The organism is Polaromonas sp. (assembly GCF_029945925.1).
In the GTDB taxonomy this organism is placed as follows: domain Bacteria; phylum Pseudomonadota; class Gammaproteobacteria; order Burkholderiales; family Burkholderiaceae_C; genus Polaromonas.
In genome coordinates this window covers 32,574-51,615 of sequence record NZ_JAQSDN010000024.1, presented here as the reverse complement: position 1 = coordinate 51,615, position 19,042 = coordinate 32,574, and the positions used below count along the sequence as shown (strand labels likewise).

12 protein-coding genes are annotated in these 19,042 nt (G+C 65.6%); 5 read left to right on the top strand and 7 right to left on the bottom strand.

Annotated features, from left to right (window positions below):
* The 4 genes from PSV40_RS06245 to hemC form a co-directional block, all read right to left on the bottom strand.
* A partial coding sequence (locus tag PSV40_RS06245) for a heme biosynthesis HemY N-terminal domain-containing protein (RefSeq protein WP_300535584.1) occupies window positions 1-409 on the bottom strand: 409 nt, incomplete at its 3' end.
* 10 nt (window positions 410-419) lie between these two features.
* Window positions 420-1,523, bottom strand: coding sequence for a uroporphyrinogen-III C-methyltransferase (locus PSV40_RS06240; protein ID WP_300535582.1), 1,104 nt, complete (start codon window positions 1,521-1,523; stop codon window positions 420-422).
* Entirely contained in the window at window positions 1,520-2,329 is an 810-nt protein-coding gene (locus tag PSV40_RS06235; RefSeq protein WP_300535579.1) for a uroporphyrinogen-III synthase, read from the bottom strand. The genes PSV40_RS06240 and PSV40_RS06235 overlap by 4 nt, the downstream gene beginning before the upstream one ends.
* Window positions 2,326-3,297, bottom strand: a complete 972-nt coding sequence (hemC, locus tag PSV40_RS06230; protein WP_300535576.1) for a hydroxymethylbilane synthase — start codon at window positions 3,295-3,297, stop codon at window positions 2,326-2,328. Before hemC ends, PSV40_RS06235 begins: the two co-directional genes overlap by 4 nt.
* An 81-nt stretch (window positions 3,298-3,378) precedes the next feature.
* On the opposite strand from hemC, the gene ppc reads away from it, so the two are divergent.
* From ppc to PSV40_RS06205, 5 genes are all read left to right on the top strand, one after another.
* Window positions 3,379-6,249, top strand: coding sequence for a phosphoenolpyruvate carboxylase (gene ppc, locus PSV40_RS06225; RefSeq protein WP_300535573.1), 2,871 nt, complete (start codon window positions 3,379-3,381; stop codon window positions 6,247-6,249).
* A 100-nt stretch (window positions 6,250-6,349) separates the two neighbouring features.
* A complete protein-coding gene (locus PSV40_RS06220; RefSeq protein WP_366914965.1) occupies window positions 6,350-6,607 on the top strand; it encodes a hypothetical protein in 258 nt (85 codons plus the stop codon).
* A 213-nt stretch (window positions 6,608-6,820) separates the two neighbouring features.
* Window positions 6,821-7,045 carry a hypothetical protein gene (locus PSV40_RS06215; RefSeq protein ID WP_300535571.1) on the top strand — a complete coding sequence of 75 codons (225 nt, stop codon included), beginning with the start codon at window positions 6,821-6,823 and terminating at the stop codon, window positions 7,043-7,045.
* A 298-nt stretch (window positions 7,046-7,343) separates the two neighbouring features.
* Complete coding sequence (locus PSV40_RS06210; protein ID WP_300535568.1) at window positions 7,344-7,589, top strand: hypothetical protein; 246 nt, start codon at window positions 7,344-7,346, stop codon at window positions 7,587-7,589.
* Window positions 7,590-7,593: 4 nt separating this feature from the next.
* Entirely contained in the window at window positions 7,594-15,750 is an 8,157-nt protein-coding gene (locus PSV40_RS06205) for a glucoamylase family protein (RefSeq protein WP_300535565.1), read from the top strand.
* Window positions 15,751-16,444: 694 nt separating this feature from the next.
* On the opposite strand, the gene PSV40_RS06200 is transcribed toward PSV40_RS06205, so the two are convergent.
* From PSV40_RS06200 to PSV40_RS06190, 3 genes are all read right to left on the bottom strand, one after another.
* On the bottom strand, window positions 16,445-17,131 hold the full coding sequence (locus PSV40_RS06200; RefSeq protein ID WP_300535563.1) for a hypothetical protein: 687 nt from the start codon (window positions 17,129-17,131) through the stop codon (window positions 16,445-16,447).
* Between the two features lie 768 nt (window positions 17,132-17,899).
* A complete protein-coding gene (locus tag PSV40_RS06195) occupies window positions 17,900-18,376 on the bottom strand; it encodes a hypothetical protein (RefSeq protein ID WP_300535560.1) in 477 nt (158 codons plus the stop codon).
* A 93-nt stretch (window positions 18,377-18,469) separates the two neighbouring features.
* Window positions 18,470-18,886 (bottom strand): hypothetical protein, encoded by a 417-nt coding sequence (locus PSV40_RS06190; RefSeq protein ID WP_300535557.1) that lies wholly within the window; start codon window positions 18,884-18,886, stop codon window positions 18,470-18,472.
* Between the last annotated feature and the right edge of the window lie 156 nt (window positions 18,887-19,042).

Below are 19,042 nucleotides of genomic sequence, written 5' to 3'. Positions count from 1 at the left end.
GGGTCGCGCGCGCCGGCGTGTAGCCGCCGACGTGGCCGGAGGCCCGTGCCAGCAGGCTGAGGCTTTTTTCCTGGGTGATGGCGTTCTGCGCGAGCTTGGCCGCACGGATAAAGCGCCCGGCCATCAGGTGCGACAGCGCGTCCATGAAGGCGGCGTACATGGCACGCTCTTTTTGCTGGGCGCGCCAGCGCCTGGCCTCGGCCGGCAGCGAAAACACCGCCACCGCGGCACGCAGCGCCAGGTACAGCAGCGTGAACAGGCCCGCCAGCAGCAGCACCAGCAGGTTGAAGGAAATGTCGACGCGGTGCGGCGGCCAGAACAGCGTGACCACCGCCTGGTTGTTGCCGGCCACCAGTGCGACGGCCACCGCGATGCCGAACAGGGCCAGGAGCCAGAGAGCGCTGCGCATACCTGCCTCTTTAGCGACCTGCGGCCGCCGTGGCCAGCGCGGCCAGGGTTTCGTCCAGGCGCGGCAACTCGCTGGACTTCATCTGGCTTTGCACCTGCTGCAGCAGCTGGGTCGCCGCCTGGGTCCTGCGCGACGCAGGATCAAAATACTTTGCCAGCGAGGCGCCGGCGGCGGCCAGGTCGGAACGGGCACTGGCGGTCTGGCGCGACAGCAGGCCAAGCCGGGCATTGAGCAGTTTGAGCTTGAGGTTTTCACGCAGGAAAAACGCCTGCTCGGGCGCCAGCAGGGCGGCGTCGGGCTGGTCGATGCGGCTCACCCGCAGCAGGCCGCGGGCTTCGTCCAGCGTGCCCTGCAGCGTGCGCTGCCACCAGGCCCTGAGCGCCAGGCTGTCCAGCCAGGCCATGGAGGTGCCGGCTGCGGAGGCGGGCCGGACCGGCGCGGGCGCAGCCGCCACCAAGCGGGCGGCGGCAGCGCCGGTCACCATCGCGTTGGCCAGCGGCAGATCGTCCACCATGCGTGTCAGTTCGTCGAGTTTGAGCAGCAGGCCGGGCACATCGGTCACGGTGGTGGCCTTGATGCGCTCCACGTCCCGGGCGATGGCGCGCTGCAGCGGATTGAGGCGCGGCTGCGCGGCGCGCGCGAGCCGCTGGTCGGCCGACTTGAGGGCGGCCAGCAGTGGCTCGGCGCTGCCGGTCAGCTGCGCCTGCTGCTGGGCCAGCCGCAGCGCGGACTCCACATCGACCACCAGGTTTTCATCGCGCGAACGCGACAGGCTTTGCATCAGTTCTTCCAGCTGCGTGCGCTGCAGGCTCACCTCGCTGAGCCGCGTCTCCAGCAGTGCCAGGCGTGCCGTCAGCTCGCGCGTGCCTTCCTGCGCCTGCCGCGCCAGCGTGCGAGCCTCGATGGACTGCGCGGTCGCGTCGGTGCTGCGCCGGGCCAGTTCTTCCTGGATGTTACCGAGCTTTTGCCACAGCAGGATGCTGAGTACGAGGCCGGCGACAGCCACCAACCCGGTCACCAGCAGCCAGCGACGCCCCGCACCCGCCGCGGGTGCAGCCGGCAGCTCGGCCAGGGGCACCGGCAAGGGAGGGGAGACGGGTTCGCTGTCGCTCATGGTGGTATTGATTCTATCGAGCCCACGATGTCCGCTATCTCCGGACGTGACTGCACAACAACACCCCAGCCGGCGGCGCGCGCCGCTTCGGCAATACGCGGGTGGGTGGCGACGGCGCGGGCGCGCGACCAGTCCCCTGCCGGCAGGTGGGCCAGCGCCTCGGAGCTGCTCAGCAGCCAGACCGAGCCGTCGTGCGCCGCGGCCTTGATGCGCTGACGCTGCGATGCGCTGAAAACCGGCGCGCGGCGCTGGTACACCGCCACCACATCGACCCGGGCGCCCGCGGCGGCGAACTGCTGCGCCAGCCAGTCGCGCCCGACGCCGCCCGCCTGGTCCTGGCCTGCGCCCTGTCCGCGCACGATCAGCACACGCCGGCCCTGCCAGTCGCGCTGGCTCACCACCGCCCACAAGGCTTCGGAGTCAAACTGCCCGGCGTCTGCCGCCGGCGCGTCGATCAGCGCCTCGGGCACCCCCGCACGGCGCAATGCGGCCACGGTGCCCGGTCCGGGCGCCAGAAAACGTGGTCCCGGGTTTGCTATTGAATCAGTAGCTGCTTTCGCCCTCTGCATAAGGGCTGCAGCCTGATTTGATGCAAAAAATCCGTCCACGGCATTGCCACTGACAAACATCAAGGCCGAGTAAGTGCCGATCTCGCGCCAGGCCTGCTGCAGGGCCGGCGACTCCGGCAGCGCGGCGATCTCGATCAGGGGCAACGCCTCGGCCTGCAGGCCGTGCGCCTGCAGGGCCTGAATCCAGCCAGCGGCATCGCGCTCAGGCCGGGTGACGATGACACGCACGGCGTTCAAGGCTGCGGCGCATTGGCGGCCCAGACGGCGCCGCCGGCCCGCAAGGAAGCGGCCACGCGTTCACCCAGGGCTTCGGCTTCAGCGAAGGTGCGCACCGGCGCACGGTGTTCGGCACGCACCAGCGGCCGGCCGGCCACCCCTTGTCCGTCCGCGCCGGGTTCACCCCAGGCGGCTTCCAGCGTCATCTCGCCGCCTTGCGGTTCGCGGATGAAGGCGGCCAGCGGCATCGAGCAGCTGCCACCCATGGCGCGCGACACGGTGCGCTCGGCCGTCACAGCCAGCCAGGTCGGCTGGTGCGCCAGTTTGGCCAGCGCGTCCAGCAGATCCTGCCGGTCGGCACGCACTTCGATGCCCAGCGCGCCCTGCCCGGCGGCCGGCAACATCTGCGCCGGCTCGAAGGCACAGCGGATGCGGAACGCCAGGCCCAGGCGTTTCAGGCCGGCGGCGGCCAGCACGATGGCCTGGTATTGCCCTTCGTCGAGCTTGCGCAGGCGGGTGTCGAGGTTGCCGCGCAGCGGTTCAATTTTCAGGTCCGGCCGCAGGGCCTTGAGCAGCACCAGACGGCGCAGGCTGGAGGTGCCGACGACGGCGCCGGCCGGCAGCTCGTCCAGCGAGGAAAAATGATTCGACACCAGCGCATCACGCGGGTCCTCGCGCTCGAGCACGCAGGCCAGCGCGAAGCCGTCCGGCAGGTCCATGGGCACGTCTTTCAGCGAATGCACGGCCAGGTCGGCCCGGCCGTCAAGCAGCGCAGTTTCCAGTTCCTTGACGAACAGCCCCTTGCCGCCGACCTTGCTCAGCGATCGGTCCAGGATCTGGTCGCCCAGCGTGGTCATGCCCAGCAGCTCGACCTGCCAGCCGAGGCGGGTCTCCAGCAAGGCCTTGACGTGTTCAGCCTGCCACATGGCCAGCCGGCTTTCGCGCGTGGCAATGACAACGCGGAGGGAAGGGGAAGAAGCTGCGCTCACTCGTAACCTGTCTGTAATCTTGGGGGGTGCCCGGATGCTAGCATGCTGCACTGCAAAACAAGAGCCAACACGAGGTGAACCATGGTAACGACGGCGCGTGCGACCCCCCCCAAGGAACAAGCCGGGGGATCTGCCAAAAACAGTGACCGCCCGCGCGCCCGAAGCAGGGACAACGAGCGCCCGCTGGTCGAGGACATCCGCCTGCTCGGCCGCATCCTCGGCGACGTGATCCGCGAGCAGGAAGGGGTGGCCGCCTATGAATTGATCGAGGAAGTGCGCAAGCTGTCCGTGGCCTTTCGCCGCGACGCCGACCACGAGGCCGACAAGGCACTCAAAAAGCTGCTCAAGGGGCTGTCCGGCGACCAGACCGTCAGCGTGATCCGCGCCTTCACCTACTTCAGCCACCTGGCCAACCTGGCCGAGGACCGGCACCACATCCGCCGCCGCGCCATCCACGAACGCGCCGGCGACACCCAGGAAGGCAGCATCGAAGTGGCGCTGGCCCGCCTGCGCTGGGCGGGAATAGCTCCTAAAACAATAGCAAACATGCTGGCACACAGTTTTGTCTCACCGGTGCTCACGGCGCACCCGACCGAGGTGCAGCGCAAGAGCATCCTGGACGCCGAGCGCGACATCGCGCAGCTGCTGACGGCACGCGACGAGATCAAGGCGCTGGCCCTGGCCGTCCATGCGGCGCGCGACGCCCTGACGCCGCGCGAACTCGCCGCTAACGAAGCCCAGCTGCGCGCCCGTGTGATGCAGCTGTGGCAGACCCGGCTGCTGCGTTTCACCAAACTCACGGTGGCCGACGAGATCGAGAACGCGCTCAGTTATTACGAATCGACCTTTCTGCGCGAAATCCCAAAAATCTACGCCGACCTGGAACGTGCCTTGGGCAACCACCCGGTGCACAGCTTTCTGCGCATGGGCCAGTGGATAGGTGGCGACCGGGACGGCAATCCCAATGTCAGCGCGGACACTCTGAACTACGCCCTGCGCCGCCAGGCCGAAGTGGCGCTGCGCCACTACCTGACCGAGGTGCATTACCTGGGCGGCGAACTCTCGCTGTCGGCCATGCTGGTGGACTTCACGCCGCAGATGCGGGCGCTGGCCGAAAGCTCGCCCGACACCAACGAACACCGCCTCGACGAGCCCTACCGGCGCGCGCTGACCGGCGTCTATGCACGGCTGGCCGCCACACTGAAAGACCTCACGGGCACCGAGGCCGCGCGCCATGCGGTGGCGCCGCAAAACGCCTACCTGACGTCCGGGGACTTCCTGGTTGACCTGCGCACGATTGCCTCCTCGCTGCAGGCCAACCACGGCGGCGCGCTGGTTGCGCAGCGCCTGCACCCGCTGATCCGGGCGGTGGAGGTGTTCGGCTTTCACCTGGCGACGGTGGACCTGCGCCAGAGCTCGGACAAACACGAGGAAGTCGTCGCCGAGCTGCTCGCCGTCGCGCGTATCGAGCCCCACTACGCGGGCATGGACGAAATGGCCAAGCGCGCCTTGCTGCTGCAGCTGCTTAACGACGCCCGGCCGCTGCGTGTGGTCGGGACCACCTACTCGGCGCACGCTACCGGCGAGCTGGCGATTTTCGAGGCGGCCCGCACGGCGCGTGCACGCTTCGGCCGGGAAGCCATCCGCCACTACATCATCAGCCACACCGAAACCGTCAGCGACCTGCTCGAGGTCCTGCTGCTGCAAAAGGAAGTGGGCCTGATGCACAACACGCTGGACAGCGCTGCAAGCAACGACCTGATCGTCGTGCCGCTGTTTGAAACGATTGAGGACCTGCGCAATGCCGCGCCCATCATGCGCGAGTTTTATGCCCTGCCCGGCATCGCCCGGCTCGTGCAGCGCAGCGGCGCCGAGCAGGACATCATGCTCGGCTACTCCGACAGCAACAAGGACGGCGGCATCTTCACCAGCAACTGGGAGCTGTACCGCGCCGAGATCGCGCTGGTCGAGCTGTTCGACCAGCTCGCCAACTCGCACAACATCCAGCTGCGCATGTTCCACGGCCGCGGCGGCACGGTGGGGCGCGGCGGCGGCCCCAGCTACCAGGCCATCCTGGCCCAGCCCCCGGGCACGGTGCGCGGACAGATCCGCCTGACCGAGCAGGGCGAAGTCATCGGCTCCAAATACGCCAACCCCGAAATCGGCCGGCGCAACCTGGAAACCCTGGTCGCAGCCACGCTGGAAGCCACCCTGCTGCAGCCCACCAAGCCCGCCACCAAGACCTTTCTGCAGGCCGCCGACCAGCTGTCACAAGCCAGCATGGCCGCCTACCGAGCGCTGGTCTACGAGACCCCGGGCTTCACCGAGTATTTCTTCAGCGCGACACCGATCCGCGAGATTGCCGAACTCAACATCGGCTCCCGGCCCGCTTCCAGAAAAGCCACACAGAAGATCGAGGATCTGCGCGCCATTCCCTGGGGCTTCAGCTGGGGCCAGTGCCGCCTGACCCTGCCGGGCTGGTATGGCTTTGGCGCGGCAATTGCGCAGTTTCTCGACCAGGGCGGCACGCCGGCCAGTCGCAAGGAAGCGCTCGCGCTGCTGCAGAAGATGTACAAGCAGTGGCCGTTTTTCCGCACCCTGCTGAGCAACATGGACATGGTGCTGGCCAAAAGCGATCTGGCGCTGGCATCGCGGTATGCCGAACTGGTCGGCGATGCGCGCCTGCGCAAGAAGATTTTCAGCGCAATCGAAGTCGAGTGGCACCGCACGGCCGAAGCGCTGACGCTGATCACCGGCGACAAGCAGCGCTTGGCCAACAACGCGGCCCTGCAGCGCTCCATCCGCCACCGCTTTCCCTACATCGACCCGCTGCACCACCTGCAGGTCGAGCTGGTGCGCCGCTACCGCGAGGGCAAGGCCGACGAACGTGTGCAGCGCGGCATCCACATCTCGATCAACGGCATTGCGGCGGGCTTGCGCAACACAGGTTGAGGCTCGCTGTAGGGGCGGTCATTGCTATTGGTTCAGTAGCTGCTGGCGACCTTTCCATGAGGGCTGGCGGCCTTTTTTATCCAGATCGCCTTCAACGGTTATGGGCTCAAAAAACGCGGAAAATGGTGTTTTAGACAATGGGGTCCCTGTGAATCCATCCGCTGCTCATGCCGCACTCATCGCCACTTACAGAAGGGCGGCGGCAGAGGCTGCCCACAAGTCCGGATTGATCAAAGCTGTTGCAACAAAAGGGCCCAAGGCGATTCAGGCGGCCGTCGAAACAGCAGCCAAGGCAGCAAAACGCAGGGATTCGTATGCGAAAAAGCTGGCCATTCTGGGGGTGGACCTCAAGGAGTGAACGGTGCTCAGTGTCCGCACGGCGGGTCACCCTTTGGCCCGCAGGTCGTGCCGCCCAGCCGCCGCCGTGACAGCATGACAGGCAGCCATGACGGCCCCGGTGCTGACGCCGCCGGATCCTGCGAAAACATCTACTGCATCCATGATGTCCTCACCCCCCCAGACGGGCGGGTCGGTTGCGGATAATCGGGATTTGGAAAGAAACCCGATGGACATGATGGACATAGAAGAACCGGAGTCGGTAGAGGAATACGTCCCTGGCATCGCGGGCGGCCGGCACTACATGGCCAGGCTGTGTCATTTCCCTGACGGTCCCTGGTACATCGCGGTCATTCACGTTGAATCACTGCCGCCTTTGCACGACAGCGACAGGACCTGGCCCACGCGTGAGGAGGCCGTTCAGGCGGCAGACAAGCTGGTAGCAGACCTGGGGCACTGAGCCGGGATCACCGGTTCGCAGCCGTGTACGGGAGCCGGCCCGTTCGCTCCGGCTTCCAGCCCTGCGATTTTCCTGTCCCGAAACGACAGCATGGACTGCCGTTCTTTTCCTGGCAGGCCCAGGCCGCGCGGGAGAAAATCCGGCGGCAACCGGCCCGCAGAGCACACTGTCGGACTGCTCCTACAGGTCTTCCAGTGGAATCCGATGGCGGCGACCGCGGGTGAACTTTAAGATGGATTTCAACGCCACACGGCATTGCCCCAGGCAGCGCTGGCGACCACCCCTTGGAGCCTGAACCATGTCCACGCCACACACCGAGGCGGTCAGCCGCCATTCCGCCCATCATGATTCCATGAGCAATGAGCATGTGAGCAGTGACTTCACGGCACTGGCCGCGCACATGAACGATTGCCAGCTTTCGCGTGGCCGTTTTTTTGCATTGCGTGCCGCACTGGAGTCCCTGCACGCCACCGCGTCTCCGCGCATTGTGACCACGGGCGTCCTCTTCGTCTGCTGCGGCGTAACCTTGCTGGCCGTGGTTTGAGAGGGTGGACGACGCTGTTCTTGACCGGCTGGAATCCCTCACCCCCCACGCACGCCAGATCCTCCTGAGCCAGCGGGCGGAAGCCGATCCGCCCATACGCGCGGAGCTGTTCGGCGTCCACCGTTTCGAACAACACGGCCGTAGCCTGGCCGCGGCCCAGACCGTGCAGGCCGACGGCCCTCCAGGGCGCGGGGCTTCCTTTTTTCCGCGCGTCGAGGAAAACCTGGGCGCGCTGCGCCAGGCCTACGACTATGTGGCGCTGACGTCGCGCAGCGGCCACTACGTGACGCCTGCCGCCGAATGGCTGCTCGACAACTTTCACCTCGTCGAAGCCCAGCTGCAGCAGATCCGCGAGGGCGTGCCACGGCGTTATTACGCGAGCCTGCCCAAGCTGGCGGCGGCACCGCTGGAAGGTCTGCCGCGCGTCTACGGCATCGCCTGGGCTTACGTCGCCCATACCGACAGCGTGCTCAACCCGGACCTGTTCACCGCCTTTCTCAATGCCTACCAGGAGCACAGCGAACTGCGGCTGAGCGAGCTCTGGGCCCTGCCGACCACCCTGCGCGTGGTGCTGCTTGAAAACCTGCGCCGCATGGCCGACAACATTGCCCAAAGCAAGGTGGCCCGGGAAGTCGCCCATGCGGTCTGGGACTGCGTGGACAGGCTCGACGATGCCGACCTCGACGCGATCAATGCCCTGATGCAGCAGCGCGGCCTGCAGCGCAACTACCTCACGCAGCTGTGGCAGCGCATGCCCACGGTCAAACTGGACATCTTGCCATCGCTGGTCCTCTGGACCGAACGGCATTGCCCGGACGGGCCGACGCTGATGGTTGAAAGCCAGACCGCGCAGGTGGCCGCCAACCTCACCGTCGGCAACATCATCACCACCCTGCGCCTGATCGGACAGGTCGACTGGGTCGAGCTGATCGAGCCGGTGAGCCGGTCGCTGCGCATGCTCAGTCAGTTGCCCAGCTTCGCCCGGGAAAGCGAATTGACGCGCCAGCAGATCACCCAATCCATGGAGCGGCTGGCGCGCCTGAGCCGCCACTCCGAGCGCGAGGTGGCGCAAGCCGTGGTCGCCGCCGCGCGCGCGGTGCCCCACACCCTGCCCGCGACGGCCGTGGAGCGCACGGCCGGCTACTACCTGCTCGGCGGCGGCCGGGCCGCCCTGGAGGCGACCCTGGGCATGACGGCACGCGGCGCGCCGGCGGCCGCCCTGCGCAACTGGCGCCTGCCGCTGTACATCACCCCCATCATCCTGGGCACCGCCCTCATCCTGCTGGCCGCTGCAAACCGCATGGACCTGCACAGCTGGCCGGCGGTGGCGGCGCTGTTCCTGCTGGCCTGGCCGGCATCCGAAGCCGCCGCGGCCTTCGTGCACCGCCTGATCGCCGAATCGCTCAAGATCCGCTCCCTGCCACGGCTCGATTTGTCGGCCGGCATCCCGCCCGAGCACCGCGTGCTGGTTGTCCTGCCGACGCTGCTGAGCTCCGGCGCGATCGTTCGCGAGCTGGCAGAACGGCTTGAGCTGCACTGGCTGGCCAACCGCGAGCGCGAGGCCCAGTTTGCCCTGCTCACCGACTGGGTCGATGCACCGCGGGAAACCATGGCGGGCGATGCGGCCCTGCTCAACGCGGCGCTGGCGCAAGTGGCTGCACTGAATGTGCGCCACCCAGCGCCGGCCGGGGTGGCGCCGCGATTTCTGCTGATCCATCGCCCGCGCGAATGGAGCGACACCCAGCAAAAATGGCTGGGCTGGGAGCGCAAGCGGGGCAAACTCGAACAGCTGGTGCGCACGCTGGTCACCGGCAGCATGGCCGGCTTCATGCCGCTGGCCAACGACCAGCGGCTGGCCGACGGCATCCGGTACATCGTGACGCTGGACAGCGACACCGGCCTGCCGCCCGGCGCCCTGCGCGACCTGGTGGCCGTGGCGGCCCACCCGCTGAACACGCCACAGATCGACGCCGCCTCGCGCCGCGTGGTGTCCGGTTACGGCATCCTGCAGCCGCGCGTGGTCACGCCGCTGCCGGGACCTGCTGAACGCACCCCTTTTCACCGCCTGTTTGCCGGGCAATGCGGCATTGACCCGTACAGCAACAGCGTGTCCGAGGTGTACCAGGACCTCTTCGGCAGCGGCAGTTTCAGCGGCAAGGGCCTGCTGCATGTGGCCGCGGTGCATGCGGTCCTCGACGACCGCCTGCCCACGGGCTCCATCCTCAGTCACGACCTGCTCGAAGGCAACATCGCGCGCTGCGGTTTTGTCAGCGACGTGGCGCTGGTCGAGGAGCATCCGCACCATGCGGGCGTGGCCGCCTCGCGCATTCACCGCTGGACCCGCGGCGACTGGCAGTTGCTGCCCTTCATGGCGCGCGCCAGGCACTACGGCATCGATGCACTGGGCCTGTGGAAGATGGCCGACAACCTGCGCCGCTCGCTGGTCATCCCTGCCACGGTCGGCCTGCTCATCTGCGTGGTTTTCACGGCGGCCATGCCACTGGCCACGGCCCTGCTCGTCACCTTCGCGGCCTTGCTGGCCGGGCCTCTGCTCGGCGCGCTGGCCGGCCTGGTGCCGACACGCCGCGGCATCGCCTGGCGCCATTTTTTCCATGTGGGCCGCAGCGAGATGCTGCGCGCCCTGGGCGGCGCCGCCTGGCAGTTCAGCCAGTTGCCGGTGCAGGCCACCTTGCTGCTCGACGCCATCGTGCGTTCTGTCTGGCGCATGCGCGTGAGCCGCCGCGGGCTGCTCGAGTGGAGCACCGCTGCCCAGGCCCAGGCCGCTGCACGCCACGAACTCTCCGCCTTCGTGCGCCAGCATGCACCGGTGTCGTTGCTGTGCGTGGCGCTGGCGGTCGCCGCGCTGTGGAGCCCTCACCCGGCCGCCGGCACCGCGCTGTTCCTGCTGTGGGCGGCGTCGCCGCTGGCCGCCTGGTGGGCCAGCAAGCCGCGCCCGCCGGATCCCGCGCACCGCCTGCGGGACGAGGACCGGGCCTACCTGCACACGCTGGCGCGCGACACCTGGCGCTTTTTCGAGCAATCGGTCGGTCCCGGGGACAACCACCTGCCGCCGGACAACCTGCAACTGGTGCCCGAGCCCACGCTGGCGCATCGCACCTCGCCGACCAACATCGGCCTGTACCTGCTGGCCATCTGCTGCGCCCGTGAGTTCGGCTGGATCAGCACGAATGAAGTCATCAGCCGGCTGCAAGCCTCGCTGGACAGCATAGCCCGCCTGCCCAGGCACGATGGCCACCTGCTCAACTGGTACGACACGCAAACGCTGGAGGTGCTGCAGCCGGCCTATGTGTCGGCCGTCGACAGCGGCAACCTGGCCGGCCTGTTGCTGGCCGTCGCGCAGGCCTGCACCGGCCTGGCGCAAAACGGCGCCGACGGCAAGCCGGCGCAGGCCAGCCTGTTGCAGCTGGCGGCGCGCTGCCAGGCCCTGTACGCGGCCATGGACTTTCGCGGCCTGTACGACACCAAGCGCCACCTGTTTCATATCGGCCTGCGCGTGCACGAACAGACGCTCGACGCCAGCTATTACGACCTGCTGGCCTCCGAGTCCCGGCTGACCAGCTTTCTGGCGATTGCCAAGGGCGACGTTCCGCGGCGCCACTGGGCCGCCCTCGGCCGTCCCTTCCTGTCGGTGGGCGTGGTACCGGGACTGAAGTCCTGGTCGGGCTCGATGTTCGAATACCTGATGCCGTCGCTGCTGATGTCCGAGCCCGGTTACGGGCTGCTGCACACGGCGGCCCACGCGGCGGTGGTCGAGCAGCGCGCCTACGGTGCCGCGCAGCAACTCCCGTGGGGCGTGTCGGAGTCCGGCTATTTCGCGCAAGACCATTCGCTGGCTTTCCAGTACTCCCCTTTCGGCGTCCCGCGGCTGGCGCTGCGGCGCACGCCGCACACCGACCGGGTGATTGCGCCTTACGCCACCCTGCTGGCCACACTGTTCGATGCGCGCGGCGCCGCGCGTAATTTGCAGCGCCTGGAAAAGCTGGGCGCACGCGGCGAGCTGGGGTTTTACGAGGCCCTGGACTTCACCGTGGCACGCCAGCCGGAAAAGTCGGGCACCGAGGCGTTCAGCATTGTGGAAGCCTTCATGGCGCACCACCAGGGCATGGCGCTGGCGGCGCTGTGCAACGTGCTGTGCGCCAACGCACCGCGGCGCTGGTTTTGCGGCGACCCGCTGGTGCGGGCGCATGAAAGCCTCTTGCATGAAAACACGCCGCGCCAAATTGTCCGCAGTGCCGACCCGCGCCTGCCGCCGGAGCCCGGCGGCTACACCCCAGAGCCGGTGTTCCAGTCCCGCGAGCTGAACCCGCTGGGCACCAGCTGGAAACCCACCCACCTGCTGTCCAACGGCCAGTACAACGTCGCCCTGCGCGCCAATGGCGCCGGACTGAGCCGCTGGCGCGGCCGCAACATCACGCGCTGGCGTGATGACCTGCCGCGTGACGGCTACGGCAGCTTTTTCTACCTTGTCCACCCCGACCAGGAGGGTAAACCCAGCATCAGCTCGCTCACCGCGCGGCCGGCGCCGGGCCAGGGCTGGCGCTACCAGGCGCGCTTCATGGCCGACCGGGTGCAGTTCGACGCGCAGGGCGAGAACTTGAGCACCACCCTGACCGTGCTGGTCAGCCCCGAGGACGATACCGAGCTGCGCACCGTGACACTGCTCAACACCGGGCGCACCGAGCAGGTTGTGGAACTGGTGTCCTGCTTTGAGGCGGTGCTGGCCGACCCGCGCGCCGACGAAGCCCACCCGGCGTTTTCCAGCCTGTTTGTGCAGACCCGCTGGGAGCCGCAGTGGCGCGCCCTCATGCTCACGCGCCGCCCGCGCCTGCACGGCGACCCGCAAATGGCGGTGGCGCATTTTCTGGCCGAGGCTGAGGCCGACCTGATATCGGTAGCGTGTATCGCCGACCGCCGCGTGTTCGCTGGACGCCACCACCCGGCGCACCAGCCCGCCCTGGGCGACCAGCCGTTTGATATGCAGGGCCAGCCGGTCAACGGCCTGGACCCGGTGGCCAGCCTGCGTGTGACGCTGCGGCTGGCGCCCGGCGCCCTGGCCCGCTTGAGTTTTGCCACGACGGCCGCCGAGACGGCCGACGAGCTGGTGCCCCGCATCGACAAATACCTGCAGCCCATGCACGTGGAGCGTGCGACCCGCATGGCCGCGACGCTGGCCCAGGTGCGGCTGCGCGACCTGGCGCTGACCCCCGAGGAAAACCTGGCATTGCAGGACATGAGCACGGCGCTGATGTACAGCGTGGGCCGGCCGGCGGAACGCGCGCCGCTGGACCAGCGCCAGCTCTGGCGCTTCGGCCTGTCCGGCGACAAGCCCATCGTGCTGCTGCGCATCCATTCCCCCAGCGGCATTCCCTTGGTGCACTCGCTGCTGCGCGCCCAGCCCTGGTGGGCCTTCGGCGGGCTGGCGGTCGACGTGGTGGTGGTCAACAGCGAGGTCAACTCCTACCTCATGCCGCTGCAGCGCGACATCCTGGCGCTGCGCGACCGCCTGACGCAGGCGGTGCAGCACAGCTTCCCGCGCGATCAGGCCGCATCGGCGACGGCAGGTTTTTTCCTGCTGCGTGAGCAGGAAATGTCGATCGGCGAAAAAAGTGCGCTGACCGGGCTGGCACGCGTGGCGCTCAACGCCGACGGAAGACCGCTGGAAGTGCAGGTCGCGGCCCTGCGCGAAAGCTGGTTGCCCAAGCGGGCCGGCGCCGTGGCGCAAACCACACTGGCCGGCCACGCGCCAGCAGCGGCGGCAGCGGCTGCGCCGGGCGGCTTCGATGCCGCCAGCGGCGAATACCGGTTCGAGCTGACAGGCGGCCAGCGCCTTACCAGGCCCTGGGTCAATGTCATCAGCAACCCGTCCTTTGGTTTCCAGGTGTCGGAAACCGGCAGCGGCTACACCTGGGCCGGCAACAGCCGCATGCACCAGATCACCCCCTGGTCGAACGACCCGGTGCGTGACCCCGCGTTTGAACACTGGCTGCTGCAGGACCTGGACAGCGGCGAAGTGTTTGCGCTGGCCCCGTCGCTGCTGGCCGCACCCGACAGCAGCTGGCGCGTGCGCCATGGCCAGGGTTATTCAGTGTTTGAAGGCCGGCACGCCGGCCTGCAGCTGGAGACCACGTTTTTTGCCGACCTGCACGAAGCGGTCAAGGTGGTCCAGGTGCGCGTGCGGCTGGAGAAAGGCGGCGCCCGACGGCGGCTGCGCGCCGTCGCCATGGTCGAGTGGCAGATGGGCGAAGCCAGGGGCAACCGGCGCACGCTTCACACCTGGAACGGCGCCGAACGGGTGGCCGTCTTTGCCCAGCAACGTGAAAGCCGCGATGGTTTTGGCGGCAGCACGGCCTTTCTGGCGCTGTCGGGCGCGGCAGGCGGCACGCAATGGACCTGCGACCGCGGAGAATTTTTCGACACACTGGGGCAACTGGTGCTGCCCGCCACCCTGGGGCGGCGCAGCGGCGGTGCCGTCGACCCGTGCGCCGCCCTCGCCAGCGAGTTCTCGCTGGCGGGCAGCGAAGACCTGAGGTTCAGCTTCATTCTCGGTCATGCGGCCGACGGCGCCGGCGCCGAGCAGCTGGCCAGGCAGTGGGCACAGCGGGACACCGGCCAGGCCCTGCGGGAAGTGCAGTCCTGGTGGGCGCAGTTGCTGGGCAAGGTCGAGGTCAGCACGCCCGACCCGCTGTTCGACGCGCTGGTCAACCGCTGGCTGATCTACCAGACCGTGGTCTGCCGGCTTTGGTCCAAGGCCGGGTTCTACCAGGCCGGCGGTGCGTTCGGATTTCGCGACCAGTTGCAGGACGCCATGGCGCTGGCCGTGGCCGACCCGGCGCGGCTGCGCGCGCAGATCGTTCTCAATGCCTCGCGCCAGTTCCCCGAAGGCGATGTGCAGCACTGGTGGCACGCGCCCGGCGGCGAGGGCGTGCGCACGCACTTTTCCGACGACCTGCTCTGGCTGCCCCATGCCTGCGCGCACTACATCGACATCACCGGCGACATGGCCCTGCTCGACGAATCCGTGGCCTTCATCGACGGCCCGCCCATCCCCGACGGCGCCGAAGACGCCTATTACCCGCCGCAAACCAGCACGCAGTCGGCCAGTGTCTACGAACACTGCGCCCGAACCCTGGACCGCAGCCTGGCCGTGGGCGTACACGGCCTGCCGCTGATGGGCACCGGCGACTGGAACGACGGCATGAACCGTGTCGGCCACGAGGGCAAGGGCGAGTCCGTCTGGCTGGGCTGGTTCCTGTGCCGCGTGGTGCAGGACTTTGCCCCGCTGGCCCAAGCCAAAGGCGATACCGCACGCGCCGAAAAATGGCTGCACGCGCGGCAAGGCTGGATCGCCGCGCTGCACGACGCCGGCTGGGACGGCGCCTGGTTCCGCCGCGCGTTTTTTGACAATGGCGCGCCGCTTGGTTCCAGCGCCAACAGCGAATGCCGCATCGACCTGATCGCCCAGGCCTGGTCCGTGCTGTCGGGTGCTTCCACCGAGGCGTTCACCGTGCCGGCCATGCTGGCCCTCAAGCAGCAGCTGATCGACCCCGACGCCGGCCTGCTGCGCCTGCTGGACCCGCCGCTGCAACACGCCGCCAACAACCCGGGTTATATCCAGGCCTACCCGCCCGGCGTGCGCGAAAACGGCGGCCAGTACTCGCATGCCGGGGTCTGGGCCATGATGGCGCAGGCGATCAGCGGCGACACCGAAACCGCCTGGCGCAGCTTCGAAGCCCTGAGCCCGGCGCATCGCAGCGCCCACCCCACCCGCGGCCCGGCCTATGAAATTGAACCCTATGTGCTGGCCGGCGACATCTACAGCGCACCGCCCTACGTCGGTCGCGGCGGCTGGAGTTGGTACACCGGCTCGGCGGCCTGGCTGCACCGCGCTGCGATGGAGACCCTGCTGGGCCTGTCGGTGCGCCAGGGCAAGCTGTCACTGACGCCGCGTGTGCCCGCCCACTGGCCGTCGTTTGGCATCACGCTGCGGCTCGACGGACGCGTGGTGACGCTGCGCTGGCAGCGCGCCGATGTGGCGCAGGAAGAAGGCTTCAAGCCGGACCGTGTGCTGGCGTCCGGCGAGGTGCTGCGGCTGGCCGACCTTCCCGCTGAGGCCTTCGTGCTGGTGCAGTCTACGGTCTGAGGTTTTGCGGTCTCGCCAATATGCTATTTATTTAATAGCTGCTGGCGCCCGCGGAATAAGGGCTAACGGCCATTTTTACTATCGGTTCACACGGCGTGAGGGTGATTTGACGGCGGCTGAAGCTGGCAAGCGATGCGAATGCCCAGCGCTCTATTCATGCCGGGTAACGTAAAAATGACCGGACCACCAACATTCGCGGCGAAGCCGCCTCCAGCTGTTGTGGGTCCGTGTCGATTGACCAGTTATGCGTAAGACGGCTCAATTGATGCGGTTCTTCGTTGGTTCCAATGACACTCGACTACCTACAAATGAAAGTGGCCCACCCATTGCCGTTCTCTGTATCTCCACCCCGAAGTACTTTAATTCCGTCGCTGCATTCCGCAGGAATGAGTTGCTTGTTACGCAGATAGAGCTCAACTGCAATGGTCCGTTGCGGGTTGAGGGTGTCTACGTGGGATCGCTTAAAACTGAAGAGATACCTTCCATCAGGCAATGACTTTACTGGGCCACGCTTCTCATCCGGTGGAGCACCAAGAGAACACCCTCCCAAGGCCAAGCAAAGTAGCTAGGACAAGGGAGGCAGGCCACTGCTGATCTTATGACGCATAACGTCCAAGGCCACCAGCACGCAACACCCGCCGCGAAGCGGCAACCTGATGTTGCTTGTCCGCGTGGGCCGACCCGTTAAGCCTCTTCATACCGGCTCCGCCATTTTTTCCCGAAGCATGCGCAAAAACTGCTCAGGTAGGCGCCCGCCACTTGCGCGGGCAAGTTTCACAGCCGCCCAGGCTTCAGCATATTTTTCGCGCCAATAAAGCGCTGATGCCATGGATGCGTGAACGTAACCTTTGTCCTGCTCCTTAGCAAGTGCCTCAGCGTATAGCGCCTCCGAGCGAAGGATGAGTGCGCTACGTGCTTCATCCGACAAGGATTTGTCTTCGATGGTGCACAGCACTATCACGCGAGCCGCGTCCGGGGCCATTCCTCGAATATATGCCCCAAAAGAAGCAGCCCTTTCGAACTGCTTTTTCGCCTCGCAGTTCTTCCCCTTGTCGTGAAGTACGACCGCAAACCCAAAATAGACTTCAGGGTTCTTTGGGTCAAGTAGCCATGCTTGGTTGAAACGGCGCATCGCCGTCGCTAGATCATCGCGGCCATAGAAAGCGAATCCATTGCCAACGAAGGCTGCGCTCGCCTTCTCACGACTACCGTAGTGTTTTGTCGTATCAGCAAAAAGTTTCTCGTCTGCATCCTTAAGGGCAGGGTCAGCAGTCCGATCAAGTCCGCCATACATAGGAATTTGATCTACAGGCTGGCCGAAAGCGGGCAACGAAAATGAGGCTGCAACTGCAATCAACAGAGAAAGGATGGTGATGTTCATAGTGAGTTTGAAGAGGCTTAACGTAGAAGTCACCGGCGCTGCGCGGCTTTGCCGCGCGGCGTCAGTGTGGACTGCCGTGTTAGGAACTCTAGGGCGAACATACGTCTTCTTTCTCTTGGCGACTGACACAGACTTTCAAGGTCCCGAGGTAATTTCCTGCCGCTGAAAGCCAGCTAACCGGGTCCTCGTCGTCTGGAGAGAATTCGAAGGCCCCGGGTGCACGGATTTCAAAAGGCTTTACCCTCTTCATCATTGATATGACGTAGATGCGCCGACCAGAGGAAATGGCTTTGACGAAGGTAAGTTCCCCAACATTCCTGCCCTGAAATCTAGAGCAGTAGAACTGTGCATAAGCAAGAGTAAAGATGCCTTCACTGCGTGGTTTAGGTGGCACAACATTGGATTGAGGACAGGCTTTGGCCGTCGCCCCAAGAGTGAGGCGGATGGCATTCGTTACAGCATCTACCGGCGGAGACGGGTCCAGAATCGCGAGAGTGACTGATTCTTTCCATGCAGACCCCTCCTGGTCCAGAGGGACCCAAGCCGTAAATTCGAGTCCGTCCTTCTTTTGTTCCGCTGCCTTCTTCCATCCTACCCAAGTGGGCGGCGCCTGAATTCGTAGGTCTTCTCGCTCCTGCCCAAATGCACTGCATAGAGGAAGAACTGCGACTAGCAGTAGGACTAGACGAACATGCATCTGGAGTTTCTAACGCAAAGCTGAGCGGACGCCATAGGCGGGCCGATCGAGCGAAATGTTAGAACGCAATATCATCTTGGTATGTACCCCACAACTGGACCGATGCCAAACACCAGTTTTCTCCCGACCGCTTCAAGCGGGCCAAATACCGGATATGTCTTCGGCCCAGAGACAATGTATTGAAGCTGTTTTGACGCATAGAGCGTGTTCAACAGCTCCACCATCGATTCTTCCTCAGTTGTTAGAGGAACAAACTTGTACAACCCTAACTCCTTCGCCTTCTTGAGCGCGCGATGCAGTTCATGACCGTAATCGTATCGAAGCTTTCTTAGTTCTACCCCTTGGTGCAGGAGAAATGCTTTCAGCGCTAGTTCTATCGCCTGCCCAACCAAGAACATCACTGGCACAGGCGCGGTTATCTCATAGCCCTTTCGGTGGCCTAGCACGTCATCAGCCGCAATTGCAGCATCGAAGAAATCTGCTGCGTAGCGCGCAAGGCCAATTGGCTTTGTTCGTGCAGGATCTTCGTGAAGTCGATGTTGGCTCATGCGTTCTAACGTTGGCGCTGACCGGAACGCGACAAGCGCCGCGAAGCGGCCTCGTGATGTTGCGTGTCCGTGTCCAGCAACATGTTAAACCGCTCATTCCCAGAATTCATAGGACTTGCCTCTGAGGTGAGATGGAGGAGGGCCAACTACAGGAGCGACCTGGACGGATCCGAAGGGGGTACACAGCGGCTCGCTTGGGTCGTAGAAATGAAGGTAGAAAGCCACTCGGAAGTTGCCTGCAGCGGGAAGCTTGTAGAGGGGATGCCGCAAAGGCTCAAACGTAGTTGCGTCGAAGTAGCTCTCATCATATGGAACATACTTGGTATGAGGCTGCTTGAACTCTGAAATGCTGCCGGTTGCGGGCATATCAAAAATCTCTAGCTCCACTAGCGCCAGACTTCCAAGCTCCTTTGCTACGTACTCTGAGTCATCATGGCAGTCCATCGCTGCTGTGTAAGCGCCTTCTGGGACGTCGACGCCGTAGGCGCCAATGAAACGTATGCGAGTCATAGCTGCGGTTTAACGTGATATAGATCGTCGGATAAACCGCAAGGCCAGCTTATCCGACGGGATAAACCCGTAACAGGCATCTGCCGCAATGGCCCACCTCCGCGCAACCCCGCTTGACATCAGGCTTCGGCAGGAAAATACTGTGTTTTTATACAT

Excerpts from the sequence above, each read along its gene's own strand:
- PSV40_RS06240 (WP_300535582.1), bottom strand. The coding sequence starts at position 1,523 with ATGAGCGACAGCGAACCCGTCTCCCCTCCCTTGCCGGTGCCCCTGGCC.
- ppc (WP_300535573.1), top strand. The coding sequence starts at position 3,379 with ATGGTAACGACGGCGCGTGCGACCCCCCCCAAGGAACAAGCCGGGGGA.
- PSV40_RS06220 (WP_366914965.1), top strand. The coding sequence starts at position 6,350 with ATGGGCTCAAAAAACGCGGAAAATGGTGTTTTAGACAATGGGGTCCCT.
- PSV40_RS06215 (WP_300535571.1), top strand. The coding sequence starts at position 6,821 with ATGATGGACATAGAAGAACCGGAGTCGGTAGAGGAATACGTCCCTGGC.
- PSV40_RS06210 (WP_300535568.1), top strand. The coding sequence starts at position 7,344 with ATGTCCACGCCACACACCGAGGCGGTCAGCCGCCATTCCGCCCATCAT.
- PSV40_RS06200 (WP_300535563.1), bottom strand. The coding sequence starts at position 17,131 with ATGAACATCACCATCCTTTCTCTGTTGATTGCAGTTGCAGCCTCATTT.
- PSV40_RS06195 (WP_300535560.1), bottom strand. The coding sequence starts at position 18,376 with ATGAGCCAACATCGACTTCACGAAGATCCTGCACGAACAAAGCCAATT.
- PSV40_RS06190 (WP_300535557.1), bottom strand. The coding sequence starts at position 18,886 with ATGACTCGCATACGTTTCATTGGCGCCTACGGCGTCGACGTCCCAGAA.